The following is a 26,152-nucleotide window of genomic DNA, read 5'->3' on the forward strand; positions in this document are numbered from 1 at the left end:
GGCCCTACACCGCGGGCGGTCCGGCCAGCGTGTTCCAGAACATCGACTCGTACTCCTGGAGCAGCCGGCCGTAGCGGTGCGCCAGGCGCTCCGACAGCCGGCCGTCCACCAGCCCCTCGGCCACGGCGGCCAGTGCCTTCTCCGTGCCCTGCGGGTCGGGCCCGGCGAAGAAGTCGAAGAAGCCGCACGCCTCGTCGTCGAAGCCGTAGTGGACGCGCAGGGCCTCGCCGACGGTGGCGCAGTAGCCGCCCCACGCGGCGAAGTTGGCGGTGAGCGCCACCACCGCGTCCACCGGCTCGGCCCCCAGGGCCAGCCAGGCGACGTACGCCGGGTAGGTCTGGCACCCGGCCCGCGGCTCATGGGCCCCGGCCGCCTCCTCGTCCAGCCCGCAGGCGGCCGCGAGCGGGGTCAGCAGGTCGAGGGCGAGGCTCTCGCCATGGGCGAGGTGGGCGAAGAAGTGGGCGACGGCGCTGTCGTGCCGGCCGGTCGCGCGCGTCGCGAGGTGCTCGAAGCTCCGCCGGTCGGCGGCGATGACGTGGCGCTGTTCCAGGGCGAGGGCGGCGACGGCCGCCCGGGGCGCCTCGCCCGCGGCGATCAGGGGGACGAGGCGGTTGGAGCCGGGCGGGAGGCTGCGGACGGCGTCGTCGAGGACGTCCCGGGCTGTACGGGCCATGCGGCCAGGGTATCCACGGGCGGCTACTCCGCCCCGCCGAGATAGAAGAGAAGGAAGAAGAAGGCCACGATGAAGTGGACGGCGACGAGGTAGATGAAGACCCGGACCGTCATGCCCATCGGGGCCCGGTCCTCCTCCACGTAGTCGTCCTTCGCGTTGTCGCTCATGGCATTGCCCTCCGGGTCGGTGCCGAGCCGCCGAGACACAGCCCGGCGGCGCCGCTCTGCATCAGCGTGTGCATGAACAGAAGATCCACTCCCTCGCGGGACGCGGCCGCGATGCGGTGGGGGGTGAGGGAGTCGAAGTGGGCGGCGTCCCCCGCGTCGAGCAGATGGGTGCTCTCGCCGAGGGTCAGCCGCAGCCGCCCGCCGGTGACGTAGAGCCACTCCTCGCCCGGGTGCACCCGCACCAGGTCCTCCTGGCCGCCCGGGCCCTGCGGGACGTGCAGCCGCAGCGCCTGCATGGCCCGGCCGGAGCCGCCGGCCCGCCAGTACGTCCAGCCGCCCGCCTCCTGCGCCTCCATGCGGTCCGCGCGTACGATCGGATCACGCTGCTCGGGCAATTCGCCCAGCAGGTCGGATACGGTCGTCCCGTACGTGCGTGCCAGCGCGAGCAGCATCGGCAGCGACGGGGTCCGCTGCCCGGTCTCCAGCCGGGAGAGGTGGGCGGGCGAGAGCCCGGCCCGTGCCGCGGCGGCTTCCAGGGTCAACCCGCTGCGCTTGCGCAGGGCGCGCAACTGTGGGGCCACGGCGGGCAGATCGTCTCCACTCATGGTTCCGGTATAAGCCCGGTCGTGCCTCTGGGGCAAAAGTTTTGCCTCTCGGGCAAATTCCTCGCTCGTTACCCTTGGTAACTCTCTCGTTCCACCCGGTGCGGCGGCCGATCGCGGTAAACGTCAGGGAAACATCAAGATTTGGCATTGACATGACATGCGCTACGCGCGTCATGCTGGTGACATGACAAACCCCCCTCGCCTGGCCCGTTTCGCGGCCCTCGCCGCCCTGGCCTCCACGCTCCTGGTCGGTACCCCGGCCGTCGCCGCCACGCCGACCGCCGCCGGGACCCCGGCCGTGGTCGCGTCCGTCAAGACCGTCGGCGACATCTGCTACTCCGACCTGCCGTCCCAGGCCCATGACACCCTGAACTTGATCGACAAGGGCGGCCCGTTCCCGTACCCGAAGGACGGCACGGTCTTCTCCAACCGCGAGGGCGTCCTGCCGAAGCACAACAGCGGCTACTACCACGAGTACACCGTGAAGACCCCGGGCTCCCCGGACCGCGGTGCCCGACGGATCGTCACCGGCGAGAAGACGCACGAGGACTACTACACCGGCGACCACTACGCGACCTTCGACCTGGTCGACTTCACCTGCTGAGTGCGCTCTCGTCCCACATGGGTCCCGCTGCCTCCCTGGCGGCGGGGCCCTTTGCTTTCCGTTCTCCCGAATTGCCTTCCGTTCTCCCGAACGTGCCACGGGTCCGCGGTCGCCGTCGTCGGACCGGGGCCGATTGTCAGCGGGTCCCGCTACCGTTTTGGTGAGGCACGACACCCAGGCACTTCGAGAAGGGCGGCGAACTTCCGTGTACCGGTGGGAGATCACCCGGGCCGCGCTGGCCCAGCGCGTCGTGGCCCAGGTCCGTGGCGACAGCTACGACCAGGCCGCGTCGACGGCGGGCACCCTGCTCTCCGCCGGGATCACGAGCCTGGAGATATCCCTCGCGACCCCCTTCGCCCTGGAGGCCGTCACCACGCTGGCCCACGAGGTCGGCGAGGAGGGCATCATCGGCGCCGGGGCGGTCCTGGACGCGCCCTCCGCCCGGATGGCCATCGACGCAGGCGCCCGCTTCCTGGCTTCGCCGGGCCTCGACGCCGGCGTCATCCGCACCGGCCACCGCTACGGCGTGCCGGTCTTCCCGGGCGTCGCGACGCCGACCGAGTTGGTGCGCGCCCTGGAGCTGGGCGCCGACGCGCTCAAGCTGTTCCCCGCCGTGGGCCGGCATCCCGAGTGGGTCGGGGCGGTGCGGGCCGAGCTGCCGCAGGCGGCGCTCGTGCCCAGCGGCGGGATATCCGTCGACAGTGCCCCCGACTGGATCGCGGCGGGGGCCGTGGCCTGCGGCATGGGCGCCGAACTCTCCGACGGCGACCGGGACTCGGTCGCCAAGCGCGCCGGGGAGCTCCTCGGCCGCCTGGCGGAGGCGGGCCACCGCTGCGGCTGACGTCCCTCCAACTCCCGGACGGGGCATCCCCCTTGCGGCTCCTCCTCACGGCCGATGCCCCCTCACCGTACGCTCCCGTACGGTGGGGGCAGCCGACGGACGACCGGAGTGCGCCTCCGGCGCCCGTACCGAGCGATCTCCGACGACCAGGGGGTAGCGCCATGGGAGCCACGACGGACACGCGGAACGGCATAGTCGACCTGGCGGCGATGGGGGCCGACTTCGCCCGCGACCCGTACAGCGTCTACGCGAAGCTGCGCGAGCAGGGGCCGGTGCACCGGGTGCGGATGCCCGAGGGCGCGATCTGCTGGCTCGTGGTCGGCTACGACGAGGTGCGCGCCACCCTCAACGACCCCCGGCTGACGAAGGACTGGGACCGGGCCTCGGGCGACCTCGGCCTGCCGCGGATCGCCTCCGGCCCGCACATGCTCATCGTCGACGCGCCGCGCCACAGCCGCCTGCGCCGGCTCGTCGCCAAGGAGTTCACCGCCCGGCGCGTCGAGGCCCTGGCCCCGCGCGTGCAGGAGCTCACCGACGGGTTCCTGGACGCGATGCTGGCCGGCCCGGACCGCCGTGCCGACCTCGTCGACGCCCTGTCCTTCCCCCTGCCCATCAGCGTCATCTGCGAGCTCCTGGGCGTCCCGGACCTCGACCGGCAGTCCTTCCGCCGCTGGTCGAACACCGCCATCGGCTCCGACCCGTCCCCGGTGAAGGCGCAGGCGGCCGGAAACATCGCCGCCTACCTCGCCGAACTGGTCGCCGCCAAGCGCGAACGGCCCGGCGGGGACCTGCTGAGCGCACTGATCCGCACCACGGACGAGGACGGCGGCCGGCTCTCGCCCGAGGAGCTCCTGGGCATGGCGTGGGTCCTGCTGGTCGCCGGCCACGAGACGACCGTGAACCTCATCTCCAACGGCGTCCTCGCCCTGCTCAGCCACCCCCGCCAGCTCGCCGACCTGCGGGCGGATCTCGGGCTGCTCGACAACGCCGTCGAGGAGATGCTGCGCTACGACGGACCGGTGGAGACCTCCACGTACCGCTTCACCACCGAACCCGTCGAGATCGGCGGCACGCTGCTGCCGGGCGGCGGCGAGCTCGTGCTCGCCGTCATCGCCGACGCCGACCACGACCCGGCCCGCTTCCCCGAGCCCGGCCGCTTCGACATCCACCGCGACGCCCGCGGTCACGTCGCCTTCGGGCACGGCATCCACTACTGCGTGGGCGCCCCGCTGGCCCGGCTGGAGGCGAAGATCGCCATCCGCTCGCTGCTGGAGCGCTGCCCGGACCTCGCCCTGGACGCCCACCCGGCGTCCCTGGCCTGGCGCGAGGGCCTGCTGATGCGGGGCCCGCACCGCCTGCCCGTCCGGTTCTGACCGTACCGGCGCCGACCGGCGGGGGCCCACGGCCGGGCCCGCCAGGAGGCCACCGCCGGCCCGCGACCCACGCCCGCATATGTCAGGACAACCGGACCTCCGGACTTCCCGTCATCAGGTCCCGGGGCTACGCTCCCTCCGTGGCGAAGCATCGACCCCTCCAGTTCTCCCTCGACCGCAGCAGCCCGGTCCCGCTCTACTTCCAGCTGTCCCAGCAGCTCGAGGCCGCCATCGAGCGCGGCGAGCTCGCCCCCGGCAGCCTGCTCGGCAACGAGATCGAGCTCGCCGGGCGGCTGGGCCTGTCCCGGCCCACGGTCCGCCAGGCCATCCAGTCGCTGGTCGACAAGGGCCTGCTCGTACGCCGCCGCGGCGTGGGCACCCAGGTCGTGCACAGCCAGGTCCGGCGCCCGCTGGAGCTGAGCAGCCTCTACGACGACCTGGAGGCGGCCGGCCAGCGGCCCGCCACCCGCGTGCTGCGCCACGCCGTCGAGCCCGCCACCGCACGCGTCGCCGCCGCCCTCGGGGTCACCGAGGGCACGGACGTGGTGGTCGTCGAGCGGCTGCGCCTCTCGCACGGCGAGCCGATGGCGCGGCTGACCAACCACCTCCCGGCCGGCCTGCTCGACCTCGAGGACGACACGCTGGAGGGGACCGGCCTCTACCGCCTGATGCGCCTCGCCGGCATCACCCTGCACAGCGCCCGCCAGACCGTCGGCGCCCGCGCCGCCACCGCCGCCGAGGGCGAGCTGCTGGCCGAGCCGGAGGGCGCGCCGCTGCTGACGATGGAGCGCACGACCTTCGACGACACCGGCCGTGCGGTGGAGTTCGGATCGCATCTGTACCGTGCCTCCCGGTACTCCTTCGACTTCCAGCTCCTGGCACGTCCATGACGGAGCGCCGACCTGTCAGGGCATAAGAATGTACTGACAAAGTCTTGACGTGGTGTGTCGCCCGCCACTACAAATCCACCCACAGCGTGAGCGACGCGCGACGAACAAGGAATGCAGCCCCGCACGGCACCGCCGACGCCCCGGCCGACAGCGGTGACGGATGGTGACGGATACTTGGGCGGTTGGGTCTGTGATCGGGACCCGGCCGCACCGTGACAGACAGTGGAAGGGCAAGTCCTCGTGGCAAGGGTTCGGACAGGCGTACGTGCGGTGAGCGCCGTGCTGGCAGCGGTGCTCGGCGCCACACTGGCGGGGTGCAGCAGCACGGGCGGCAAGCGCGCCGAGGAGCGGGCCGCCAAGGCCGCCCAGGGGCGGGCCGCGGTCGACACCCCCCGGTGGACCTTCGCGATGGTCACCCACTCGGGCGATGGCGACACCTTCTGGGACATCGTGCAGAGCGGTGCCAAGCAGGCGGCCGCCAAGGACAACATCAAATTCCTCTACGCGCACGACCCGGAGGGGAACAAGCAGGCGCAGAACGTCCAGGCCATGATCGACCAGAAGGTCGACGGCCTGATCGTCACCCTCGCCAAGCCCGACGCCATGAAGGACGTCGTCGCCAAGGCGAAGAAGGCCGGCATCCCGGTGATCACCGTGAACTCGGGCTCCGAGAAGTCCAAGGACTTCGGAGCGCTCACCCACATCGGCCAGGACGAGACGATCGCCGGCGAGGCCGTCGGCGAGCAGCTCAACCAGCGCGGGAAGAAGAAGGCCGTCTGCGTCCTGCACGAGCAGGGCAACGTCGGCCACGAGCAGCGCTGCGAGGGCGTGAAGAAGTCCTTCAAGGGCGACCTGCAGAACCTCTACGTCGAGGGCACCAACATGCCCAACGTGCAGTCGTCCATCGAGGCGAAGCTGCAGTCCGACAAGGACATCGACGCGGTCGTCACCCTCGGCGCCCCCTTCGCCCCCACCGCCGTCAAGGCCGCCCAGCAGGCCGGCAGCAAGGCCGAGGTCGACACCTTCGACCTCAACGCCAAGGTCGCCGAGGCCCTCCAGGCCGGCACCCTCGGCTTCGCCGTCGACCAGGACCCCTACCTCCAGGGCTACGAGGCGGTCGACCTGCTGTGGCTCTACCGCTACAACCGCGACATGCTCGGCGGCGGCCGCCCGGTCCTGACCGGCCCGCAGATCGTCACCAAGGACGACGCCAAGACCCTGGCCGAGTACACCAAGCGGGGCACACGATGAGCGCACCCGCCACGGCCCCCGTCCAGGACGCGCCCGACGAGCGGCTGGTGAGCCGCTCGTACCTGCGCCGCATGCTCGGCCGCCCCGAGCTGGGCGCGGTCGTCGGCGCCGCCGCCGTCTTCGTCTTCTTCTCGTTCGTGGCCGACAGCTTCCTGCAGGCCTCCAGCCTGTCCACGGTGCTGTACGCGTCCTCGACGATCGGCATCATGGCCGTGCCGGTGGCGCTGCTGATGATCGGCGGGGAGTTCGACCTGTCGACCGGCGTCATGGTGACGACCTCGGCCCTGGTCTCGTCGATGTTCAGCTACCAGATGACGGCGAACGTCTGGGTGGGCGTGGGGGTCTCCCTCCTCACCACCCTGGCGATCGGCTTCTTCAACGGCTTCATGCTGACGCGCACCAAGCTGCCGAGCTTCATCATCACGCTCGGCACGTTCCTGATGCTGACGGGCCTCAACCTGGGCTTCACCAAGCTCATCAGCGGCACGGTCTCCACCAAGACGATCGGGGACATGGAGGGCTTCGAGTCCGCCCGGAAGGTCTTCGCCTCCCATCTGACGATCGGCGGCGTGGACCTCCAGGTCACGATCCTGTGGTGGTTCGGCCTCGTGGCGCTGGCCACCTGGATCCTGCTCCGCACCCGCGTGGGCAACTGGATCTTCGCGGTCGGCGGCGGCGCGGACGCGGCCCGCGCGGTCGGCGTCCCCGTCAACCGCACCAAGATCGGCCTGTACATGGCCGTGTCGTTCTGCGCCTGGATCTCGGGCCAGCACCTGCTCATGTCCTACGACGTCGTCCAGTCGGGCGAGGGCGTCGGCAACGAGTTCCTCTACATCATCGCGGCCGTCATCGGCGGCTGCCTGATGACCGGCGGCTACGGCTCGGCCATCGGGTCCGCGGTCGGCGCGTTCATCTTCGGCATGACCAGCAAGGGCATCGTGTACGCGCAGTGGAACCCGGACTGGTTCAAGTTCTTCCTCGGCGCCATGCTGCTCCTGGCGACCCTGCTGAACGCCTGGGTCCGTAAGCGCGCGGAGGCGACCAAGTGACAGCTCTCGTCAAGCTCACGGACGTGAGCAAGTACTACGGCAACATCCGCGCGCTCGAGGGCGTCTCCCTGGAGGTCCACGGCGGCGAGATCACCTGTGTGCTGGGTGACAACGGCGCGGGCAAGTCCACACTGATCAAGATCATCGCGGGTCTGCACCAGCACGACGCGGGCTCCTTCGAGATCGAGGGCGAGGAGGCGAAGCTCGCCTCGCCCCGGGAGGCCCTGGGCCGCGGCATCGCCACGGTCTACCAGGACCTCGCCGTCGTCCCCCTGATGCCGGTGTGGCGCAACTTCTTCCTCGGCTCCGAGCCGACGAAGGGGGCGGGCCCCTTCAAGCGCCTCGACGTCCAGCGGATGCGCGAGACGACCCGTGCGGAGCTGCTGCGCATGGGCATCGACCTCCGCGACGTCGACCAGCCCATCGGCACGCTGTCCGGCGGTGAGCGCCAGTGCGTGGCGATCGCCCGCGCCGTCTACTTCGGCGCGAAGGTCCTCGTCCTGGACGAGCCCACGGCGGCGCTCGGCGTCAAGCAGTCGGGTGTGGTCCTGAAGTACGTCGCCGCCGCCCGCGACGCGGGCCTGGGCGTGGTCCTGATCACCCACAACCCGCACCACGCGTATCTGGTCGGTGACCGCTTCGTGCTGCTCAAGCGCGGGGCGATGGCGGGCAGCCACCCGAAGTCGGGGATCGCGCTCGACGAGCTCACGCGGCAGATGGCCGGTGGCAGTGAGCTCGATCAGCTCAGCCATGAGTTGGAGCGGGCGCCGGGGCCGGATGTGATCGGTGGCAAGCCGGTGGGCTCCGACGGGGGCGGTGACTGACGGATCCGGTGCGCCCGGCACCGGGGGTGCCGCTTCGGGTGCGGGTCCGCTGCCCGGTTGTGCCCACCCTCCCCCAGCTACCGCTGGGAGGTGCCCCCAGCCCAGCGGGACGATTGCCCACAACCAGCTCACCTGCACCGTTGTGCGGCGGACCGTACCGGTGAGGCACAATCGGCGACGACCGTAGATACGAGGCCCCGGCCTCCTGAGACCACTGCAGGGACATCGACTCGTGCGAGCACGCACCGGCAGCGCCCGTAGAACCGCCAGGCCCCACGCAGTGGTGGAGGTGTCGCGATGAGCATGTACCGCGAGCGGGTGTACCGGGGCACCGGAAGAGCGACCGTGCTGCGCACGACCGGCACGCGCGAGCGCCGCTCGCACCTCACCGCGCCCCGCGTCCCCACCGTCGGCATCGACATCGGCGGCACCAAGGTGATGGCGGGCGTCGTCGACGCCGACGGCAACATCCTGGAGAAGCTCCGCACGGAGACCCCGGACAAGTCCAAGAGCCCCAAGGTCGTCGAGGACACGATCACCGAGCTGGTCCTCGACCTCTCCGACCGCCACGACGTCCACGCCGTCGGCATCGGCGCCGCGGGCTGGGTCGACGCCGACCGCAACCGCGTCCTGTTCGCCCCGCACCTGTCCTGGCGCAACGAGCCGCTGCGCGACCGCCTGGCCGGCCGCCTCGCCGTCCCGGTCATGGTCGACAACGACGCCAACACCGCCGCCTGGGCGGAGTGGCGCTTCGGCGCGGGCCGCGGCGAGGACCACCTGGTCATGATCACTCTGGGTACGGGCATCGGCGGTGCCATCCTCGAGGACGGCCAGGTCAAGCGGGGCAAGTTCGGCGTCGCCGGCGAGTTCGGCCATATGCAGGTCGTCCCCGGCGGCCACCGCTGCCCCTGCGGCAACCGCGGCTGCTGGGAGCAGTACAGCTCCGGCAACGCCCTGGTCCGCGAGGCCCGTGAGCTGGCGGCCGCGGAGTCCCCGGTCGCGTACGGGATCATCGACCGCGTCGGCGGCAACGTCCCCGAGATCACCGGCCCGCTGATCACGGAGCTGGCCCGCGAGGGCGACGCCATGTGCGTCGAGCTCCTCCAGGACATCGGCCAGTGGCTCGGCGTGGGCATCGCCAACCTCGCCGCCGCCCTCGACCCCTCCTGCTTCGTCATCGGCGGAGGCGTCAGCGCCGCCGACGACCTGCTGATCGGCCCGGCCCGGGAGGCGTTCCGCCGCCACCTCACCGGCCGCGGCTACCGCCCGGAGGCCCGCATCGTCAAGGCACAGCTGGGCCCCGAGGCCGGCATGGTCGGCGCCGCCGACCTGGCCCGCCTCGTCGCCCGCCGCTTCCGCCGCGCCAACCGGCGCCGCGTCGAGCGCTACGAACGGTACGCACGGGCGGGCCGGGGATGAGCATCATGGAACACAGCGCACCCACCGCCCCCGCGGAGGAGCCCGGCGGCCGCGACGGCGGCCGGGGCGACGGCACGGGCGGTGGCCGTACGAGCCGCCGCTGGGTCAAGCCGGTCGTCATCTTCCTGCTCATCGCCATCCCCGCCGGCTACCTCTACATCTCCGCGATGCAGAGCCGCAGCGGCAGCACCACCAAGCGGCAGGAGGCCGTCTCCAAGGGGCTGGAGGAGGGCTGGCCCTCCAAGGTCCAGCGCCGCATCTACGGGATGACGGTGCCCGCCTACGCCACCGACGTCGCCCACTACGAAACCAACTCCTGGCGCTCCAGCTCGCTGTACCTGCAGTTCACGACCACGCGCAAGAAGTTCGACAAGTGGCTCAAGCAGGTCGGCACCAACCCCGCCGCCCTCCAGGACGGCCGGATCACCATCGACGAGGACGAGGCGGCGACGGTCGGCTGGGAGTTCGGCAGCGGTCACCACTGGAAGGGCACGGTCCGCGAGCAGGACAAGCCCAAGCCGAACTTTCAGATCACCGCCAACATGGACAACCCGGACCACCCCCAGGTCTTCGTCATCTCCACCACGACCCCCTGAACCGGTTCCGCCGCGACGGCGGATAGCGTGGCGCGGGTGAGCGAGCAGCAGACCCCTTCCCTCCAGCACCGGTTCGACGGGCCCGAGGACGGCCCCGTACTCGTCCTCGGCCCCGCCCTGGGCACCACCTGGCACATGTGGGACCGCCAGATACCGGAGCTGACCCGGCACTGGCGCGTCCTGCGCTTCGACCTCCCCGGTCACGGCGGCGCCCCCGCCCAGCCCGCCGCCACCGTCGGCGAGCTCGCCGACCGGCTGCTGGCCACCCTCGACCGGCTCGGCGTCGAACGCTTCGGGTACGTGGGCTGCTGCGTCTCCGGTGCCGTCGGCACCGACCTCGCCCTGCGCCATCCGCACCGGCTCGCCTCGCTGGCCGTGGTCGGCTCCGCCGCGCACTTCGCGGGCGCCGACAGCTGGGGGGCCCGCGCCGGCGAGGTCCGCGCGAACGGGCTGGAGCCGGTGGCCCGGTCGGCGCCCGAGCGCTGGTTCACCTCCGCCTTCGCGGGCGGGCAGCCCGCGATCGTGGACTGGGCCGTCCAGATGGTCCGTACGACCGACCTCCACTGCTACGCCGCCTCCTGCGAGGCCCTCGCCACCTTCGACGCACGGGCGGGGCTGGGCCGGATCGGCGCCCCCACGCTGGTGATCGTCGGTGCCGAGGACCAGGTGACCCCGGCCGCCGAGGCCCGGGTGCTGGTCGCCGGGATCCACGACGCCCGCCTGGCCGTGGTGCCCGCGGCCCGGCACCTCACGCCGGTCGAGCAGCCGGCCGCCGTGACCGATCTGCTGGTCCGCCACTTCTCGGCCCCCTGGCAGCCCGCCGCCGGGCCTCAGCCGTCCGTGCCGGGCGGGTCGTTCGGGGCGCCGGAGCCCGCTGTCGCGTCCGCCCCGGCCGGAACGTTCGGCGCGCCGGAGCCCGCTGCCGCCGCCACCGCTCCCGCACCCGCCCCCGCCGGATCACAGCCGTCCGCGCCGTCAGTACCGTCCGTGCCGGGCGGACCCTTCGCGGCGACGCAGCCGGCCGCCGTCGCCGAGCCCCGGGCCGCCTCGGCCCCGGCCCCCGAAGCGGCCCCGAAGGCCGATTCCCCGGAACCGGACCGGGGCGCGAACCCCTTCGCCGCGGCCGGGCACCTGCCGGCCTCCGCGGGCGCCAACCCGTACGCGGCCCCGGGGAACACCAACCCCTACGCGACCACCCCCGCCCCGGCACCCGGCCCCGCCCCGGACACCGACGCCCATGCGACGGGCGTCCGGATCCGTCGCGAGGTGCTCGGCGAGGAGAACGGGAGCCGGCCCGGCCCGGACGGCTTCGGTGCCGAGTACGACGACTTCGTCACCCGCGTGGCATGGGGCGGCACGTGGGCGCGCCCCGGGCTCGACCGGCGCACCCGCTTCCTGCTCACCCTGACCGCCCTGACCACGGCCGGCCACCTCGAGGAGCTGGCCCGGTACGTCCGGGCCGCCCTGCGCGACGGTGTCACCGCCGACGAGGTCAAGGAAACGTTGCTGCACACCGCCCTCTACTGCGGTCTGCCGGCGGCGGGCGCCGCCTTCGCGGTGGCCGAGCGCGTCGTCGCGGCGGAGGGCGGCGACGCGCGGTAGGGCGCGGCGGCGCGCAGACGCGGCGCGGGGGCGCGTAGCAAGATGGGGCCATGAAGCTGACCAAGCAGAGTCATGCCTGCGTCCGTCTGGAGAAGGACGGCCGCACGCTCGTCATCGACCCCGGAGGGTTCAGCGAGGAGGACGCGGCCGTCGGCGCGGACGCCGTCCTCGTCACCCACGAGCACCCCGACCACTTCGACGAGAACCGGCTGCGGGCCGGTCTGGAGGCCAACCCGGCCGCGGAGCTGTGGACGCTGCGCAGCGTCGCCGAGCGGATCTCGGCCGCCTTCCCCGGCCGGGTGCACACGGTCGGCGAGGGCGACACCTTCACGGCCGCGGGCTTCGACGTCCAGGTGCACGGGCAGCTGCACGCCGTGATCCACCCGGACATCCCGCGGATCACCAACGTCGGCTACCTCGTGGACGGTTCGGTCTTCCACCCCGGCGACGCGCTGACCCTGCCGGGGCAGCCGGTCGAGACGCTGATGGTCCCGGTCATGGCCCCCTGGAACAAGGTCTCCGAGATCATCGACTACGTCCGGGAGATCAAGCCCCGGCGGGCGATCGACATCCACGACGCGCTGCTGACGGACCTCGCGCGGCCCGTCTACGACCGGATGCTGGGCCCGGACGGCCCCGGCGTCGGGGGAGCGGACCACTCCAGGATGGCGGCCGGCCAGAGCATCGACCTTTGACTGTCAGAGGTGGCCGTTAGGGTGGCCGCATGCGCATCGCCACCTGGAACGTGAACTCGATCACCGCCCGTCTCCCCAGGCTGCTGGCCTGGCTGGAGAGCAGCGGCACGGACGTCCTGTGCATCCAGGAGACCAAGTGCACCGCCGAGCAGTTCCCCACCGAGGCGCTCCGCGAGCTCGGCTATGAGTCCGCGGTTCACGCCACCGGGCGGTGGAACGGCGTGGCGCTGGTCTCCCGGGTCGGCCTGGACGGCGTGGTCACGGGCCTGCCTGGCGGGCCCGACTACGAAGGTGCGCAGGAGCCGCGGGCGATCTCCGCGGACTGCGGGCCCGTCCGTGTCTGGTCGGTGTACGTGCCCAACGGCCGCGAGGTCGGCCACAACCACTACACCTACAAGCTCCGCTGGCTGGAGTCGCTGCGCGACGCCGTCGCGGTGGACGCGGCGGGGGAGCGGCCGTTCGCCGTCCTCGGCGACTTCAACATCGCCCCGACCGACGAGGACGTCTACGACCCCTCGGTCTTCGAGGGCGCCACGCACGTCACGCCCGCCGAGCGTGCCGCCCTCGCCGCCCTCCGCGACGCCGGCCTGTCCGACATCGTGCCGCGCCCCCTGAAGTACGACCGTCCGTACACCTACTGGGACTACCGCCAGCTGTGCTTCCCCAAGAACCGGGGCATGCGCATCGACCTGGTCTACGGCAACGCCCCCTTCGCCAAGGCCGGCCAGGACGCCTTCGTCGACCGCGAGGAGCGCAAGGGCAAGGGCGCCTCGGACCACGCCCCGGTCGTCGTCGACCTCGACGTCTGACGGCCCCGGCGCCCCCGGCCTAGCCGAGCGTCGGGATGAGGTGCCGGCCGTAGGCGTCGATGGTGCTCTCCTTCGCGTCGTGCATCGCGTAGACGGCGAACTGGTCAACCCCCAGCTCGCGCAGCCGCTCCAGCCGCTCCCGGTGCGCCTCCACGGGACCGAGGAGGCAGAAGCGGTCCACGATCGCGTCGGGCACGAAGTCGGTGGAGGGGTTCCCGGCGCGCCCGTGGTGGCTGTAGTCGTAGCCCTGCCGCTGCTCGATGTACGAGGTGAGCACCTCGGGCACCAGGCCGGAGTGCGCGCCGTAGCGGCTGACCAGGTCGGCGACGTGGTTGCCGACCATGCCGCCGAACCAGCGGCACTGCTCGCGCGCGTGCGCCAGGTCGTCCCCGACGTAGGCGGGGGCGGCCACGCAGATCGTGACCGAGGACGGGTCGCGGCCCGCCTCGGCGGCGGCGGTGCGCACGGCCTTGATCATCCACTCCGTCAGATACGGGTCGGCGAGCTGGAGGATGAAGCCGTCGGCCTCGCGGCCGGCCAGGGCCAGGGCCTTGGGTCCGTACGCGGCCATCCACACCGGCAGCCTTCCCTCGCCGACCCAGCCCAGCTTCAGGGTCTTGCCGTCCACCTGTGTCTCCCGGCCCTCGGCCAGGTCGCGGATGACGCGCATCGCTTCGCTGAGGGTGGCGAGGGTGTTGGGCTTGCGCCCGGCGACCCGCATCGCCGAGTCGCCGCGGCCGATGCCGCACACCGTGCGGTTGCCGAACATGTCGTTGAGGGTGGCGAAGGTGGAGGCGGTGACCTCCGGGCTGCGGGTGGAGGGGTTGGTGACCATGGGGCCGACCATGAGTCGTTCGGTGTGTTCCAGGATGCGGCTGTAGATGACGAAGGGCTCCTGCCACAGCACGGCGGAGTCGAAGGTCCAGCCGTAGCGGAAGCCGGCCCCCTCGGCGCGGCGCATCAGGTCGATGACGGCGGAGGCGGGCGGGTCGGTCTGCAGGACGAGGCCGAAGTCCACGGTACGGGGTGCTCCTTACACGAGTTACGCCAGGTACTGACAGGTCGAGCGGGGCAGGTAGCGTCCGTGTCCCGCCCGGCCGGTGAACCGCCTCCGGTCGAGGACGGTCTCTCCGCGGCACAGGACGGTCTCCACCTGTCCGGTGATCCGCTTGCCCTCGTAGGCCGAGTAGTCGACGTTCATGTGGTGGGTCGCGGCCGAGATCGTCTGCTCGGCGTGGGGGTCGTAGACCACGATGTCCGCGTCGCAGCCCGGCGCGATGGTGCCCTTGCGCGGGGCGAGCCCGAACATCCGGGCGGGGGCGGCGCAGGCGATCTCGATCCAGCGGCGGCGGGAGATATGGCCGTCGACGACGGCCTGGTGGAGCAGGTCCATGCGGTTCTCCACGCCCGGCAGGCCGTTGGGGATCTTGGAGAAGTCGCCCCGGCCCAGCTCCTTCTGTCCGGAGAAGCAGAACGGGCAGTGGTCGGTGGAGACGACCTGGAGGTCGTCGGTGCGCAGCCCGCGCCAGAGCGCCGCCTGGTGCTCCCGCGGGCGCAGCGGTGTCGAGCAGACGTACTTCGCGCCCTCGAAGCCGGGCTCGGCGAGGTTGTCCGTGGACAGGAACAGATATTGCGGGCAGGTCTCGCCGAAGACCGGCAGGTCCATGCCGCGGGCGCGGGCCAGCTCGGCCACCGCCTCCTCGGCCGAGACGTGCACGACGTACAGGGGGCTGCCGGCGACGCGGGCGAGCTGGATGGCCCGGTGGGTGGCCTCGGCCTCCAGCAGGGCCTTGCGGACCTCGCCGTGGTGGCGGGGGTCGGTCCTGCCGGCGGCGAGGGCCTGTTCGACCAGGACGTCGATGGCGATGCCGTTCTCGGCGTGCATCATGATCAGTCCGCCGTTTCCGGCGGCCCGCTGCATGGCCCGCAGGATCTGCCCGTCGTCGCTGTAGAACACGCCCGGGTAGGCCATGAACAGCTTGAACGAGGTGACGCCTTCCTCCACCAGGAGGTCCATCTCCTTCAGGGAACCCTCGTTCACATCGGAGAGGATCATGTGGAAGCCGTAGTCGACGGCGCACTGCCCGTCGGCCTTCGCGTGCCAGGTGTCCAGTCCCTGGCGCAGGGACTGCCCGCGCTGCTGCACCGCGAAGTCGACGATGGTCGTGGTGCCGCCCCACGCGGCGGCAGCGGTGCCCGTCGCGAAGGTGTCCGAGGAGGAGGTGCCGCCGAAGGGGAGGTCGAGGTGTGTGTGGGCGTCGACCCCGCCGGGCACGACGTACTTCCCCGTCGCGTCGATGGTGTGCTCCGCGCTCCAGCCGTCGGCGCAGGAACTGCCGGGCGCGGCCAGGGCGGCGACCTTGCCGTCCTCGATGAGGACGTCCGCGTGCATCTCCTCGGCGGCGGTGATGACGAGGCCACCGCTGACGATCGTTCTGGTCATGTCCGTTCCTTCGCTCCGACGGTGTTCTGCACCGTGCGCAGCGCCTCTTCGAGCGCGGCGGCGCCCTCCTCGGCCTCCGCGACGGTGAGCGACAGGGGTGGGGCGATGCGCAGGGTGTTGCCCTCGCGGCCGCCCTTGCCGACCAGCAGGCCCTGTTCGCGGGCGCGTTCGAGGGCGAGCGAGGCGGCGCGCGGGGAGGGTGAGCCGTCGTGCTCGACGAGCTCGATGCCGATCATCAGGCCGCGGCCGCGCACCTCGCGGACGACGGACAGGCCGGCCGTGATGGCACGGAGCCGCTCGATGAGGAGGCCGCCGACGCGCCGGGCGTTGCCCTGGAGGTCGTGTTCGAGCAGATAGGTGAGGTTGGCCAGGCCCGCCGCCGCGGTGACCGGGCTGCCGCCGAAGGTGGAGATGGAGTTGGCGTCGAGGCAGTTCATGACCTCGGCCCGGGCGACGACGCCGCCCAGCGCCATGCCGTTGCCGATGCCCTTGGCGAAGGTGAGCACGTCCGGCGGGCCGCTCGCGTCGTGCGCCTGCCAGCCCCAGAAGTGGTCGCCCGTGCGGCCCCAGCCGGTCTGCACCTCGTCGCTGATCCACAGGATGCCGTGCCGGTCGAGCACCTCTCGGAAGGCGGCGTAGAGACCGTCGGGCGGTGCGGTGAACCCGCCGACGCCCTGCACCGGCTCGGCGATGAGCGCGGCGACGTTGCCGTGCGTCTGGCCGAGCATGTCCTCCAGGTCCGCGACGCAGGCCTCGATGAACTCCGCGTCCGACAGCCGCGGGTAGGGCCCGCGGCCACGGATGCCGCCGTGCACGTACAGCGTCTGCAGCGGCGAGAGGCTGGTGGGCGACCAGCTGGAGTTGCCGGTGACGCCGACGGCGGAGAACGAGCGGCCGTGGTAGCCGTTGCGCATCGCCAGGATCTGGTTCGAGCGGCGGAAGGACGTGGCCAGCAGCAGGGCCGTGTCGTTGGCCTCGGTGCCGGAGGTGGTGAAGAAGACCCGGGCGTCGGGGATGCCGGACAGGGCCGCGATGCGCTCGGCCAGCTCCACCATGTGCCGGTCGAGGTAGAGGGTGGAGGTGTGCAGGATGCGGCCGGCCTGCCGGGCGACGGCCTCGGTGACCTCGGGCAGGGCGTGGGCGGTCATGGTGGTCAGGACGCCGCCGAAGAAGTCGAGGTAGCGCCGGCCGTCGGCGTCCCAGACGTAGCGGCCCTCGCCGTGGGAGAGCTCCAGCGGCTCGTCGTAGTAGACGGAGAGCCAGTCGGGCATCACCGCGCGGTGCCGGGCGCGCAGCGAGGGCTGCCCCGCGCTCACGGCCGCACCAGCCCGTCGTAGGCGTCGGGCCTGCGGTCCCGGTAGAACGCCCACTGCCGGCGCACCTCGTCGATGACGTCGAAGTCCAGGTCGCGGACCAGGAGTTCCTCCTTGGTGTCGCTGGCGAGGTCGCCGACGAACTGCCCGCGCGGGTCGACGAAGTACGACGTGCCGTAGAAGTCGTTGTCGCCGTACTCCTCCTGGCCGACGCGGTTGATGGCGGCGATGAAGTACTCGTTGGCGACCGCCGCCGCGGGCTGCTCCAGCTGCCACAGGTGGGAGGACAGGCCGCGGGAGGTGGCGGAGGGGTTGTAGACGAGCTGGGCGCCGGCGAGGCCGAGGGAGCGCCAGCCCTCGGGGAAGTGGCGGTCGTAGCAGATGTAGACGCCGACCTTGCCGACGGCGGTGTCGAAGACCGGCCAGCCGAGGTTGCCGGGCTTGAAGTAGTACTTCTCCCAGAAGCCCTTGAGCTGCGGGATGTGGTGCTTGCGGTACTTGCCGAGGTAGCTGCCGTCGGCGTCGATGACGGCGGCGGTGTTGTAGTAGAAACCGGACTGCTCGACCTCGAAGACCGGTACGACGATCACCATGCCGGTCTCGCGTGCGAGCGTCCGCATCCGCTGGACGGTGGGTCCGTCCGGGACCGGTTCGGCCCAGCGGTAGTGCTCGCTCTCCTGCACCTGGCAGAAGTAGGGGGCGTTGAAGACTTCCTGGAACCCGATCACCTTGGCGCCCTGCGCGGCCGCTGCGCGGGCGTGTTCCTCGTGCTTGGCGATCATCGACTCGGTATCGCCGGTCCAGGTCGCCTGGACCAGTGCGGCGCGGACAACGTTGGCCATGAGCTGCTCCTATGCCAGGGGCTTCCACCAGGCTGACACGCGAAGATCCGTGTGTGCATGCGACCGTAGGTCCCGTCACTCCCCGTGGCAAGACCATCGCACTTCCTGTGGAAAACCCGGGGGACATCCGGGCGTGCGCCGCCCGGGGGAGCGGCCGGCCGGGGCGGCGTCCGCGGTGGTGCCGCCCCCACCGCGGACGCCCCGGCCCGGCTCAGTGCGCCGGCCGCACCACCATCGCGGAGCCGCCGCCGCGCCGTGAGGTCTCGGCTGCCGCCAGCCAGCGCCCGTCCGGCAGGCGCTGGACACCGGTCGCGGCGCCGATCTCCGGGTTGGGCTTGAAGACGTGGCCCTTGGCCTCCAGGCGGCCGCGCAGCGGGCTGTCCCACAGGCCCGGCTCCAGCTCGGTCGTCGCCGCGTTGCGCTGGCTGGCGCGCGGCGCGGCGATCGCGTCGACGAGCGGCATCCCGCGGTCGACGTGGTTGAGCAGTGTCTGCAGCACCGTGGTGATGATCGTGGCGCCGCCGGGGGAGCCCAGGGCGAAGGCGGGCCGGCCGTCCTTCAGGACGATCGTGGGGGACATCGACGAGCGCGGGCGCTTGCCCGGGCCGGGCAGGTTGGGGTCGTGGACGCCCGGGCTGACGGGGGTGAAGGAGAAGTCGGTCAGCTCGTTGTTGAGCAGGAAGCCGCGCCCCGGCACGGTGATGCCGCTGCCGCCTGTCTGCTCGATGGTGAGGGTGTACGCGACGACGTTGCCCCACTTGTCGGCGACCGTCAGATGGGTGGTGTGCTCGCCCTCGTACGGCGTGGGGGCGGGGGTGCCGCGCGTCGTGCAGGACGGTGCGGGCCGGCGCGGGTCGCCGGGCGCCAGCGGGCTGGTCAGCACGGCGTCGTCCTTGATCAGGCAGGCGCGCGAGTCGGCGAAGGCTTGCGAGGTCAGCCCCTGGACGGGCACCTTCTCGAAGGCCGGGTCGCCGACCCAGCGGTTGCGGTCCGCGAAGGCGATCCGGCTCGCCTCGATGTAGCGGTGGAGGTACGCCTGCGGGGACAGCCGCTTGATCTCGCTGTTCTCCAGGATGTTCAGCGCCTCGGCGACGGTGGTGCCGCCCGAGGAGGAGGGGGCCATGCCGTAGACGTCCAGGCCGCGGTAGGCCGTCCGGGTGGGTTCCTGCTTCCGGGTGACGTACGCCCGCAGGTCCTTCTCGGTCAGGTCGCCGGGGCGCGCCACGCGCTGCGAGGCGGGGTCGACGGGGGGCTTGCGCACGGTCTTGACGATGTCGCGCCCGACCGGGCCCCGGTAGACGGCGTCGACGCCGTCCTTCGCCAGCAGGCCGTAGGTGCGCGCCAGGTCGGGGTTCTTCAGGGTCGAGCCCACGGCCGGGAGCTTTCCGCCCGGCAGGAACAGCTCGGCGCTGGCGGGGAAGTCCTTGAAGCGCGCCTGGTTGTCGGCGGTCTGGCGGCGGAAGGTGTCGTCGACGGTGAAGCCGTCGCGCGCCAGCCGCCGGGCCGGCTCCAGCACCTGGGCGAGCGAGCGGCTGCCCCACGAGCGCAGGGCGGTGTCCCAGGTCGCCGGGGTGCCGGGCGTGCCGACGGCGAGGCCGCTGGTGACCGCGTCGGCGAACGGCAGCGGTCTGCCCTTCTCCAGGAAGAGGTCCTTGGTCGCGCTGAGCGGCGCCCGCTCCCGGCCGTCCACGGTGGAGACCTTGCGCGTCCTGGCGTCGTAGTGGACGAAGTAGCCGCCGCCGCCGATGCCGGCGGAGTAGGGCTCGGTGACGCCGAGGGCGGCGGCGGTGGCCACCGCCGCGTCCACGGCGTTGCCGCCCTTGCGCAGCACTTCGATGCCGGCCGCCGACGCGTCCGGGTCGACGCTGGCCACCACGCCCCCGTGGCCGACGGCCACGGGGGACTTGCGCGGGGCGGTCTCCGTGGCCGGGCCGGCCCCGGAGGCCGCGGCGGGTGCCGTCAGCGCGCCCGCGAGGAGCGCGCTCGCTATGGCGAGGACGGGCAGGCTTCGGTGAGTGGTCGGTCTCGGGAGCGCCATCTGTGCCTCCATTCGGGCGAACGGGCCCCGGAGCCTACTCGCGGAGCCCGCCCGCCGACAGGGCACGCTCGGCGTCAGCGCAGCTTCGCGAGCACCGAACGGGCCATGGACTGCTCGCCCTTGGCATTGGGGTGGAAGGGCGCGGCGGGGTTCTCGGGCTGTGCGCCCTCGACCCACCGGTCGGCGGTGGGCTTGCACACATCGTGGCCCACCGTCGGGCCGTAGGTGTCGGCGAAGCGGACGTGCGCCTTGCCCGCCTGCTCCTTGAGCATCGCGTTGAGACGCTTCTCGGTGTCCCGCAGGTACGGGGTGTCACCGGCGGCGATCGGCACGGCCGGGAAGCAGCCCTGGCCGTCGTCCGGCATGATCGTCGGGTAGCCGACGAGCACGACCTTGGCGTACGGGGCGCGCTCGTGCACGGCCTTGAGGACGCGGGCGATCTTGGGCGCCGCGTCGTTGATGCGCGCGGTGAGCTGGTCCGAGCCGTCCTCGGCCGTGAACTGCTTCTTGCAGGGGGCGCCGGCCGGGTCCGTGGCGGACAGCTGGGCACAGGTGCCGATGATGGTGCCGAAGCCGATGTCGTTGCCGCCGATGCCGACGGTGACGAGCCGGGTCTGCTTGCCGAGGGCGTCGAGCTGGGGCGCGTTCGCACCCTGCGCGCGCCACATGTCGTCGGTCACCGCACCGCTGCAGCTGACGTCCTTGAAGGACTTCTGCCCCAGTTCCGCGGCGGCCAGCGAGGGGTAGTTCACGCTGGAACGCGCGCAGTCGCCGCCGGTCTGCTCGGGGATGCCCGGGCCGGAGGTGTACGAGTCGCCGAGGGCGACGTAACGGGCGCTGCCGGGCTGCTCGGTGGTGGCGACCGAGGGGGCCGCCGCCCCGGCCGTCAGCGCTGAGGCCGCGCCGAGGACCGCCAGTGCCTTTCCGTACCGCCCACCTCGTTGGCGTACGTATGCCACTACTGCCTCCGTAGACAAAAAGAGTTGTTCACCGATGATCGGCTGATCATGGCCTGGTCAGACTCGCCTCGTGGTGACTCTCTGTCAATCTCGTCACGGGCGTCCCACCCGTCCGATAATTCGACTCTTGGAGTCCAATTAGCTAGGTTGGAGTCGTGCGACTGACCAAAAGCACCGACATCGCCCTGCGCATCGCGATGCGCCTGGCCGTGGCGCCGGACGCCGGCGACGGCGCGGCGCCGACCACCCGCGAGGTGGCCGGCGCGGTCGGCGTGCCGTACACCCACGCCGCCAAGGTGGTCAGCCGGCTGCAGCACCTGGGGGTCGTCGAGGCCCGCCGGGGCCGCGGCGGCGGGCTCGCCCTGACCGAGGCCGGGCGCCGGAGTTCGGTGGGCCGGCTGGTCCGCGAGCTCGAGGGGGCCGGCGACGTCGTCGGCTGCGAGGACGAGCCGCCCTGCCCGCTGCGCGCCGCGTGCCGGCTGCGCGGCGCCCTGCGCCAGGCCCAGGAGGCGTTCTTCGCCGCCCTCGACCCGATCACCGTCGAGGAGCTGACCGGCCCGCCCACCGGCCCCGTCCTGCTGAGCCTGAGCCCACCCCCCGGAAGCTGACGCACCGCCGCCCGCGCGCGGGCGGTCACGCACACCCTTTAATGCGAATCTCAGATGCAAGTTCGATCGCCGATCGCTTGCTCCGAGGCCCGACCGTGAGGAGCCGCCGATGCTGTCCCCGAAGTCCACCGAGATCGTCCGCGCCACCCTGCCCGCGGTCGGCGGCGCGATCGGCGAGATCACGCCCCGCTTCTACGACCGCCTGTTCGCCGCCCACCCGCAGCTGCGCCGCGACCTGTTCAACCGCGGCAACCAGGCCAGCGGCGCCCAGCAGCAGGCGCTCGCCGGCGCCATCGCCGCCTTCGCCACCGCACTCGTCGAGCACCCGGACGTGCGGCCCGACGCGATGCTCGCCCGCATTGCCCACAAGCACGCCTCGCTCGGCGTCAGCCGCGAGCAGTACCCGGTCGTCCAGGAGCACCTCTTCGCCGCCATCGCCGAGGTGCTGGGCGAGGCCGTCACCCCCGAGGTCGCCGCCGCCTGGGACGAGGTCTACTGGCTGATGGCGAACGCCCTGATCGCCCTCGAGGCGCGGCTGTACGAGCGGGCGGGCGCCCTGCACGGCGCCACCTGGCGCTCGTACCGCGTCCTCGCCCGCCACCGGGAGACCGCCGACGTGGTCACCTTCGTCGTCCGCCCGTGCGAGGGCCGCCCGGTGCCCGCCGCCCGGCCCGGCCAGTACGTCTCCGTCCAGGTCACCCTGCCCGACGGCGCCCGGCAGATCCGCCAGTACAGCCTCTCCGGCCACCCGGAGGACGCCCTGCAGTTCTCCGTCAAGCGCGTCGCCGGCGACCCCGCGGGCGAGGTCTCGAACCACCTCCACGACCACGTCGCGGTGGACGACACGCTGCTCGTCAGCCACCCCTTCGGCGACGTCGCCCTGGACGACGGCGACGGGCCGCTGCTCCTGGTCTCCGCCGGCATCGGCTGCACCCCGATGACCGCGATGCTCTCCCACCTCGCCGCCACCGGCTCGACCCGGCGCGTCGTCGCCGTCCACGCCGACCGCAGCGAGGCCACCCACGCCTTCCGCGCCGAGCTGTCGCAGCTGACCGGCAAGCTCCCCGACGCCAGCGCCCACGTCTGGTACGAGCACCCCGAAGGCCCCTGGCCCGCCGAGCGCACCGGCCGCGCCGACCTGACCCGCCTCGACGTCCCGGCCGGCGCCACCGCGTACCTCTGCGGCCCGCTGCCCTTCCTGCGCGCCGCCCGCGCCCAGCTCCTCGAGGCCGGCGTGGCGGCCGCCGACATCCACTACGAGGTCTTCGGCCCCGACCTGTGGCTGGGTGCGGAGGGCTGAGGAGCCGTCAGGCGCCGGCGGCGCCGACGATCAATCGTTACCCACGCGTAACTCGCGTGCCTATTACCCCCGGTAAGCCTCCGAGGTTACTTTCGGGTCACTTGTCCCGGCAGTGCCGCCGCCCCGCACGGGGCGGCGGCACCGACGTCAGGAGTGACCCGTGCGACACCCCCGGCAGGCCCCGCGCACCACGGCCACCGTCGTCGCCTCGGCCGCGCTGCTCGCGGCCGGGGTCCTGGGCCCGGCACCCGCCGCCCGGGCGTCCTCGCCGGCCGCGCCCCCACGCGCGGCCGCGGCCGCGGGGGCGGACCTGCGCTTCACCGACATCCCCGGTTCCGGCGGCATCACCCTCAAGGGCAACGTCTTCACCCCCACCGGCGCCGACGGCTCCCGCCGCTACCCGGTGATCGTGCTGCCCACCAGCTGGGCCATGCCGCAGTTCGAATACATCGCCCAGGCCAGGAGACTCGCCGACGCCGGCTACGTCGTGGTCAGTTACACCGCACGCGGCTTCTGGCTCTCCGGCGGAAAGATCGAGACGGCCGGCCCGCCGGACGTCGCCGACGCCTCCAAGGTCATCGACTGGACGCTCGCCCACACCCCGGCCGACCCGGACCGGATCGGCATGGCCGGGATCTCCTACGGGGCGGGCATCAGCCTGCTGGCCTCCGGGTCCGACAAGCGGATCAAGGCCGTGGTGGCGATGAGCGGCTGGGCCGACCTCATCGAGTCCATCTACGGCGAGCGCACCCAGCACCGCCAGGCCGCCGAACTGCTCGGTGGCCTGGGCGCCCTGACGGGGCGACCGGGCGACGAGCTGAAGGGGATCCTCAAGGACTTCCTCGGCTCGAACCTGGCCAAGGAGAAGGAGATGCTGGAGTGGGGCGCCAAGCGCTCCCCGGCCACCCGCCTGAAGGAGATCAACGACAACGGCGCGGCCATCATGCTGGGCAACGCCTGGGGCGACTCCCTCTTCCCGCCCGGCCAGTACGCGAAGTTCTACGAACGGCTCACCGGCCCCAAGCGCCTGGAGCTGCGGCCCGGGGACCACGCCACCGCCGAGGGCACCGGACTGCTCGGCCTGCCCAACGACACCTGGAACAACGCCCACCGCTGGTTCGACCGCCACCTCAAGGGCGCCGCCAACGGCATCGACCGCGAACCGCCCGTCCAGCTGAAGCCCCGCTCCGACGGCCCCTACGAGTCCTACCCCGACTGGGCGGCCGTCGAGCGCACCCGCAAGGCCGTCCCGCTCACCGGCTCCCGGAGCATCCGCGCGAACGTCGACTCCGGGGCCAACGGCGGCACCGCCATCCTCTCGGGCGCCCTCGACCAGTTCCTGAAGCTGCCGCCGATGGTCTCCGTGCCGCTGCTGCCGCGCTCGTACGCCGCCGTGTGGCAGACCGGCCCGTACGCCGCCCCGCAGCGCGTGCGCGGCACCGTCGGGCTGCACACCACCCTCACGAGCGACAAGGAGAGCGGCACGGTCGTCGCCTATCTCTACGACGTGGGCCCCCTCGGCGTGGGCCGGCTCGTCAGCCACGCCCCGTACACCTTCCACGGCCGCACCCCCGGCACGCCCTTCGACGTGGACCTGGAGCTGTACGCGACCGCCTACGACGTCCCGGCCGGGCACCGGCTCGCGCTCGTCGTCGACACCGTGGACCCGCTGTACATCGAGCACAACCCGGCGGGCGCACGGCTGACGCTCGGACCCGGCCGGCTCTCGGTGCCCGTGCGGGACTAGGGGTGCGTCCCCGCGCCCGGCATCAGCGTGCCGGGCTCGGCGGGGGCGACCTCCACGGCCTCCGTCTTCAGGCTGCGCTTCTGCCGCTTGGCCACCCAGTTGGCGAACCAGGACAGCAGCATGCACATCCCGATGTAGATCGGGGAGATGACCATGACGACGGGGATGAACGGCAGGTCGTAGTCGAGGTTGCTGGCGATCAGCTTGCCCGCGTGCAGGAACTCCTCGTAGGTGATGAGGAAGCCGAGCGAGGTGTCCTTCAGGGCGACCACGAGCTGGCTGATGATGGTCGGCAGCATCGCGCGCAACGCCTGCGGCACCAGCACATAGGTCATCACCTGGGTCTTGTACATGCCCAGCGAGTACGCCGCCTCCCGCTGCCCGCGTTCGACGGAGTTCACGCCCGTGCGGAAGACCTCGGCGAGCACCGAGCCGTTGTAGAGCGTCAGGCCGGTGACCAGGGCCGGCAGCGGCTGGACCTTGAGCGCCACGAAGACGAAGAAGATCATGACCAGCACGGGCATGGCGCGGAAGAACTCCACCACGAGCGTGGCCAGCCAGCGCACCGGCGCGTGCACCGACAGCCGCCCGCAGGCCAGGACCGCGCCGAGCGCGAGGGAGAGGACGGCGGCGTAGGCGAAGGCCTTGAGCGTGTTGCCCAGGCCGCGCAGCAGCATCTCCTGGATGCCCTTGTACTCGAAGGGCGCCCATTTGGCGGCCGTGAACTGCTGGGTGTCGAAGAGGAGGTAGACCACCCAGGCGACGATCCCGGCGATCACCACGGTGGCGATGACGCCGTAGAGGCGGTGGCGGCGCCGGGCGAGCGGACCGGGGATGTCGTACAGGGCGGTGGTCATCGGGCGACTCCCCAGCGCTTCTCCAGCACGTTGAAGATCGCGCTGATGGACAGGGTCACGATCAGATAGCCGACGGCGATCCAGATGAAGGACCAGATGATGCTGTAGCCCATCTCGTTGAGGGGCTTGTAGACGCCCAGCAGCTCGGTGACGCTGAACGACCCGGCGATCGCCGAGTTCTTGGCGAGCGCGATCAGCGTCGAGCCGATCGGGGGGATGACCGAGCGGAAGGCCTGCGGCAGGACCACGTCGCCGAGGGTCTGGGTGAAGGTCATGCCGAGGCTGCGGGCGGCCTCCCCCTGGCCGGTGGGCACGGTGTTGATGCCCGAGCGCAGGGCCTCGCAGATGAAGGCCGAGGTGTAGCACCCCAGGGCCAGCACGGCGAAGAGCTGGAAGGGCAGCACGATCCCGAAGCGCGGCAGGCCGAGCAGCACCGCGAAGAACAGCAGGGTGAGCGGGGTGTTGCGCAGCACCGTCACCCACACCGTGCCGAAGGTGCGCAGCGAGGCGACGGGGGCGACCCGGAAGGAGGCCATGAGGAAGCCGAGGGCGAGCGCGAGCAGCGAGGCGTAGACGGTGAGCTCGATGGTGCCGAGCAGGCCCTCGCCGTAGAGGGCGAGGTTGTCGGTCAGGACGTTCATAGGTCC

General features: G+C 72.2%; 26 protein-coding genes. 15 read left to right on the top strand and 11 right to left on the bottom strand.

Annotation, left to right across the window (positions count from 1 at the left end):
- Positions 1 to 4 precede the first annotated feature (4 nt).
- The 3 genes from AB0G59_RS02950 to AB0G59_RS02960 are packed head-to-tail and all read right to left on the bottom strand — an operon-like array spanning position 5 to position 1,445.
- Positions 5 to 673, bottom strand: coding sequence for a transcriptional regulator (locus AB0G59_RS02950; protein ID WP_360907295.1), 669 nt, complete (start codon positions 671 to 673; stop codon positions 5 to 7).
- Positions 674 to 696: 23 nt separating this feature from the next.
- Positions 697 to 840, bottom strand: a complete 144-nt coding sequence (locus tag AB0G59_RS02955; RefSeq protein WP_360907297.1) for a DUF6126 family protein — start codon at positions 838 to 840, stop codon at positions 697 to 699.
- Complete coding sequence (locus AB0G59_RS02960; RefSeq protein ID WP_360907299.1) at positions 837 to 1,445, bottom strand: XRE family transcriptional regulator; 609 nt, start codon at positions 1,443 to 1,445, stop codon at positions 837 to 839. Before AB0G59_RS02960 ends, AB0G59_RS02955 begins: the two co-directional genes overlap by 4 nt.
- Positions 1,446 to 1,629: 184 nt before the next feature.
- Between AB0G59_RS02960 and AB0G59_RS02965 the strand changes: the two genes are divergently transcribed.
- The 12 genes from AB0G59_RS02965 to AB0G59_RS03020 all read left to right on the top strand — a co-directional run bounded on the left by AB0G59_RS02965 (position 1,630) and on the right by AB0G59_RS03020 (position 13,398).
- Positions 1,630 to 2,049 carry a ribonuclease gene (locus AB0G59_RS02965; protein ID WP_360907301.1) on the top strand — a complete coding sequence of 140 codons (420 nt, stop codon included), beginning with the start codon at positions 1,630 to 1,632 and terminating at the stop codon, positions 2,047 to 2,049.
- A gap of 205 nt (positions 2,050 to 2,254) precedes the next feature.
- Entirely contained in the window at positions 2,255 to 2,890 is a 636-nt protein-coding gene (locus AB0G59_RS02970) for a 2-dehydro-3-deoxyphosphogluconate aldolase (protein WP_071965201.1), read from the top strand.
- A gap of 161 nt (positions 2,891 to 3,051) precedes the next feature.
- Entirely contained in the window at positions 3,052 to 4,263 is a 1,212-nt protein-coding gene (locus AB0G59_RS02975) for a cytochrome P450 (protein ID WP_360907303.1), read from the top strand.
- A 140-nt stretch (positions 4,264 to 4,403) separates the two neighbouring features.
- On the top strand, positions 4,404 to 5,153 hold the full coding sequence (locus AB0G59_RS02980; protein WP_360907305.1) for a GntR family transcriptional regulator: 750 nt from the start codon (positions 4,404 to 4,406) through the stop codon (positions 5,151 to 5,153).
- Positions 5,154 to 5,423: 270 nt separating this feature from the next.
- Positions 5,424 to 6,404, top strand: coding sequence for a sugar ABC transporter substrate-binding protein (locus AB0G59_RS02985; RefSeq protein ID WP_360907307.1), 981 nt, complete (start codon positions 5,424 to 5,426; stop codon positions 6,402 to 6,404).
- Positions 6,401 to 7,453, top strand: coding sequence for an ABC transporter permease (locus AB0G59_RS02990; protein ID WP_360907309.1), 1,053 nt, complete (start codon positions 6,401 to 6,403; stop codon positions 7,451 to 7,453). Before AB0G59_RS02985 ends, AB0G59_RS02990 begins: the two co-directional genes overlap by 4 nt.
- The gene (locus AB0G59_RS02995; protein WP_360907311.1) at positions 7,450 to 8,277 is read left to right on the top strand and encodes an ATP-binding cassette domain-containing protein; all 828 of its coding nucleotides are present in this window, start codon (positions 7,450 to 7,452) and stop codon (positions 8,275 to 8,277) included. Before AB0G59_RS02990 ends, AB0G59_RS02995 begins: the two co-directional genes overlap by 4 nt.
- 297 nt (positions 8,278 to 8,574) lie before the next feature.
- Entirely contained in the window at positions 8,575 to 9,696 is a 1,122-nt protein-coding gene (locus tag AB0G59_RS03000; RefSeq protein WP_071965206.1) for an ROK family glucokinase, read from the top strand.
- A gap of 5 nt (positions 9,697 to 9,701) precedes the next feature.
- The gene (locus AB0G59_RS03005; RefSeq protein WP_360907313.1) at positions 9,702 to 10,292 is read left to right on the top strand and encodes a hypothetical protein; all 591 of its coding nucleotides are present in this window, start codon (positions 9,702 to 9,704) and stop codon (positions 10,290 to 10,292) included.
- 36 nt (positions 10,293 to 10,328) lie between these two features.
- Complete coding sequence (locus AB0G59_RS03010) at positions 10,329 to 11,894, top strand: alpha/beta fold hydrolase (protein WP_360907315.1); 1,566 nt, start codon at positions 10,329 to 10,331, stop codon at positions 11,892 to 11,894.
- Positions 11,895 to 11,944: 50 nt separating this feature from the next.
- Positions 11,945 to 12,589, top strand: a complete 645-nt coding sequence (locus AB0G59_RS03015) for an MBL fold metallo-hydrolase (protein WP_360907317.1) — start codon at positions 11,945 to 11,947, stop codon at positions 12,587 to 12,589.
- 29 nt (positions 12,590 to 12,618) lie between these two features.
- On the top strand, positions 12,619 to 13,398 hold the full coding sequence (locus AB0G59_RS03020; protein ID WP_360907319.1) for an exodeoxyribonuclease III: 780 nt from the start codon (positions 12,619 to 12,621) through the stop codon (positions 13,396 to 13,398).
- A 19-nt stretch (positions 13,399 to 13,417) separates the two neighbouring features.
- On the opposite strand, the gene AB0G59_RS03025 is transcribed toward AB0G59_RS03020, so the two are convergent.
- From AB0G59_RS03025 to AB0G59_RS03050, 6 genes are all read right to left on the bottom strand, one after another.
- Entirely contained in the window at positions 13,418 to 14,416 is a 999-nt protein-coding gene (locus tag AB0G59_RS03025) for a TIGR03842 family LLM class F420-dependent oxidoreductase (protein WP_360907321.1), read from the bottom strand.
- Positions 14,417 to 14,440: 24 nt separating this feature from the next.
- On the bottom strand, positions 14,441 to 15,841 hold the full coding sequence (hydA, locus tag AB0G59_RS03030; protein ID WP_360907323.1) for a dihydropyrimidinase: 1,401 nt from the start codon (positions 15,839 to 15,841) through the stop codon (positions 14,441 to 14,443).
- Complete coding sequence (locus AB0G59_RS03035) at positions 15,838 to 17,112, bottom strand: aspartate aminotransferase family protein (RefSeq protein WP_360907580.1); 1,275 nt, start codon at positions 17,110 to 17,112, stop codon at positions 15,838 to 15,840. Before AB0G59_RS03035 ends, hydA begins: the two co-directional genes overlap by 4 nt.
- A 41-nt stretch (positions 17,113 to 17,153) precedes the next feature.
- The gene (locus AB0G59_RS03040; protein ID WP_360907325.1) at positions 17,154 to 17,996 is read right to left on the bottom strand and encodes a nitrilase-related carbon-nitrogen hydrolase; all 843 of its coding nucleotides are present in this window, start codon (positions 17,994 to 17,996) and stop codon (positions 17,154 to 17,156) included.
- A gap of 211 nt (positions 17,997 to 18,207) precedes the next feature.
- Complete coding sequence (gene ggt, locus AB0G59_RS03045) at positions 18,208 to 20,034, bottom strand: gamma-glutamyltransferase (protein WP_360907327.1); 1,827 nt, start codon at positions 20,032 to 20,034, stop codon at positions 18,208 to 18,210.
- A 74-nt stretch (positions 20,035 to 20,108) separates the two neighbouring features.
- Positions 20,109 to 20,993 (bottom strand): SGNH/GDSL hydrolase family protein, encoded by an 885-nt coding sequence (locus tag AB0G59_RS03050; RefSeq protein WP_360907329.1) that lies wholly within the window; start codon positions 20,991 to 20,993, stop codon positions 20,109 to 20,111.
- Between the two features lie 155 nt (positions 20,994 to 21,148).
- On the opposite strand from AB0G59_RS03050, the gene AB0G59_RS03055 reads away from it, so the two are divergent.
- The 3 genes from AB0G59_RS03055 to AB0G59_RS03065 all read left to right on the top strand — a co-directional run bounded on the left by AB0G59_RS03055 (position 21,149) and on the right by AB0G59_RS03065 (position 24,648).
- Positions 21,149 to 21,601, top strand: coding sequence for an Rrf2 family transcriptional regulator (locus AB0G59_RS03055; protein WP_071962093.1), 453 nt, complete (start codon positions 21,149 to 21,151; stop codon positions 21,599 to 21,601).
- A 109-nt stretch (positions 21,602 to 21,710) separates the two neighbouring features.
- The gene (locus tag AB0G59_RS03060) at positions 21,711 to 22,901 is read left to right on the top strand and encodes a globin domain-containing protein (RefSeq protein WP_360907331.1); all 1,191 of its coding nucleotides are present in this window, start codon (positions 21,711 to 21,713) and stop codon (positions 22,899 to 22,901) included.
- 160 nt (positions 22,902 to 23,061) lie between these two features.
- The gene (locus AB0G59_RS03065) at positions 23,062 to 24,648 is read left to right on the top strand and encodes a CocE/NonD family hydrolase (protein ID WP_360907333.1); all 1,587 of its coding nucleotides are present in this window, start codon (positions 23,062 to 23,064) and stop codon (positions 24,646 to 24,648) included.
- Here the strand turns inward: AB0G59_RS03065 and AB0G59_RS03070 are convergent.
- Both AB0G59_RS03070 and AB0G59_RS03075 read right to left on the bottom strand, forming a co-directional pair.
- Positions 24,645 to 25,505: an amino acid ABC transporter permease gene (locus AB0G59_RS03070; RefSeq protein WP_360907335.1), complete on the bottom strand. Its 861-nt coding sequence runs from the start codon at positions 25,503 to 25,505 to the stop codon at positions 24,645 to 24,647. The genes AB0G59_RS03065 and AB0G59_RS03070 overlap by 4 nt on opposite strands.
- Entirely contained in the window at positions 25,502 to 26,146 is a 645-nt protein-coding gene (locus AB0G59_RS03075; RefSeq protein ID WP_360907337.1) for an amino acid ABC transporter permease, read from the bottom strand. The genes AB0G59_RS03070 and AB0G59_RS03075 overlap by 4 nt, the downstream gene beginning before the upstream one ends.
- Positions 26,147 to 26,152 lie beyond the last annotated feature (6 nt).

Source organism: Streptomyces sp. NPDC021096 (assembly GCF_040641275.1).
Taxonomy (GTDB): Bacteria; Actinomycetota; Actinomycetes; order Streptomycetales; family Streptomycetaceae; genus Streptomyces.

Excerpts from the sequence above, each read along its gene's own strand:
- AB0G59_RS02950 (WP_360907295.1), bottom strand. The coding sequence starts at position 673 with ATGGCCCGTACAGCCCGGGACGTCCTCGACGACGCCGTCCGCAGCCTC.
- AB0G59_RS02955 (WP_360907297.1), bottom strand. The coding sequence starts at position 840 with ATGAGCGACAACGCGAAGGACGACTACGTGGAGGAGGACCGGGCCCCG.
- AB0G59_RS02960 (WP_360907299.1), bottom strand. The coding sequence starts at position 1,445 with ATGAGTGGAGACGATCTGCCCGCCGTGGCCCCACAGTTGCGCGCCCTG.
- AB0G59_RS02965 (WP_360907301.1), top strand. The coding sequence starts at position 1,630 with ATGACAAACCCCCCTCGCCTGGCCCGTTTCGCGGCCCTCGCCGCCCTG.
- AB0G59_RS02975 (WP_360907303.1), top strand. The coding sequence starts at position 3,052 with ATGGGAGCCACGACGGACACGCGGAACGGCATAGTCGACCTGGCGGCG.
- AB0G59_RS02990 (WP_360907309.1), top strand. The coding sequence starts at position 6,401 with ATGAGCGCACCCGCCACGGCCCCCGTCCAGGACGCGCCCGACGAGCGG.
- AB0G59_RS03000 (WP_071965206.1), top strand. The coding sequence starts at position 8,575 with ATGAGCATGTACCGCGAGCGGGTGTACCGGGGCACCGGAAGAGCGACC.
- AB0G59_RS03005 (WP_360907313.1), top strand. The coding sequence starts at position 9,702 with ATGGAACACAGCGCACCCACCGCCCCCGCGGAGGAGCCCGGCGGCCGC.
- AB0G59_RS03015 (WP_360907317.1), top strand. The coding sequence starts at position 11,945 with ATGAAGCTGACCAAGCAGAGTCATGCCTGCGTCCGTCTGGAGAAGGAC.
- AB0G59_RS03020 (WP_360907319.1), top strand. The coding sequence starts at position 12,619 with ATGCGCATCGCCACCTGGAACGTGAACTCGATCACCGCCCGTCTCCCC.
- hydA (WP_360907323.1), bottom strand. The coding sequence starts at position 15,841 with ATGACCAGAACGATCGTCAGCGGTGGCCTCGTCATCACCGCCGCCGAG.
- AB0G59_RS03035 (WP_360907580.1), bottom strand. The coding sequence starts at position 17,112 with ATGCCCGACTGGCTCTCCGTCTACTACGACGAGCCGCTGGAGCTCTCC.
- AB0G59_RS03040 (WP_360907325.1), bottom strand. The coding sequence starts at position 17,996 with ATGGCCAACGTTGTCCGCGCCGCACTGGTCCAGGCGACCTGGACCGGC.
- ggt (WP_360907327.1), bottom strand. The coding sequence starts at position 20,034 with ATGGCGCTCCCGAGACCGACCACTCACCGAAGCCTGCCCGTCCTCGCC.
- AB0G59_RS03060 (WP_360907331.1), top strand. The coding sequence starts at position 21,711 with ATGCTGTCCCCGAAGTCCACCGAGATCGTCCGCGCCACCCTGCCCGCG.
- AB0G59_RS03070 (WP_360907335.1), bottom strand. The coding sequence starts at position 25,505 with ATGACCACCGCCCTGTACGACATCCCCGGTCCGCTCGCCCGGCGCCGC.
- AB0G59_RS03075 (WP_360907337.1), bottom strand. The coding sequence starts at position 26,146 with ATGAACGTCCTGACCGACAACCTCGCCCTCTACGGCGAGGGCCTGCTC.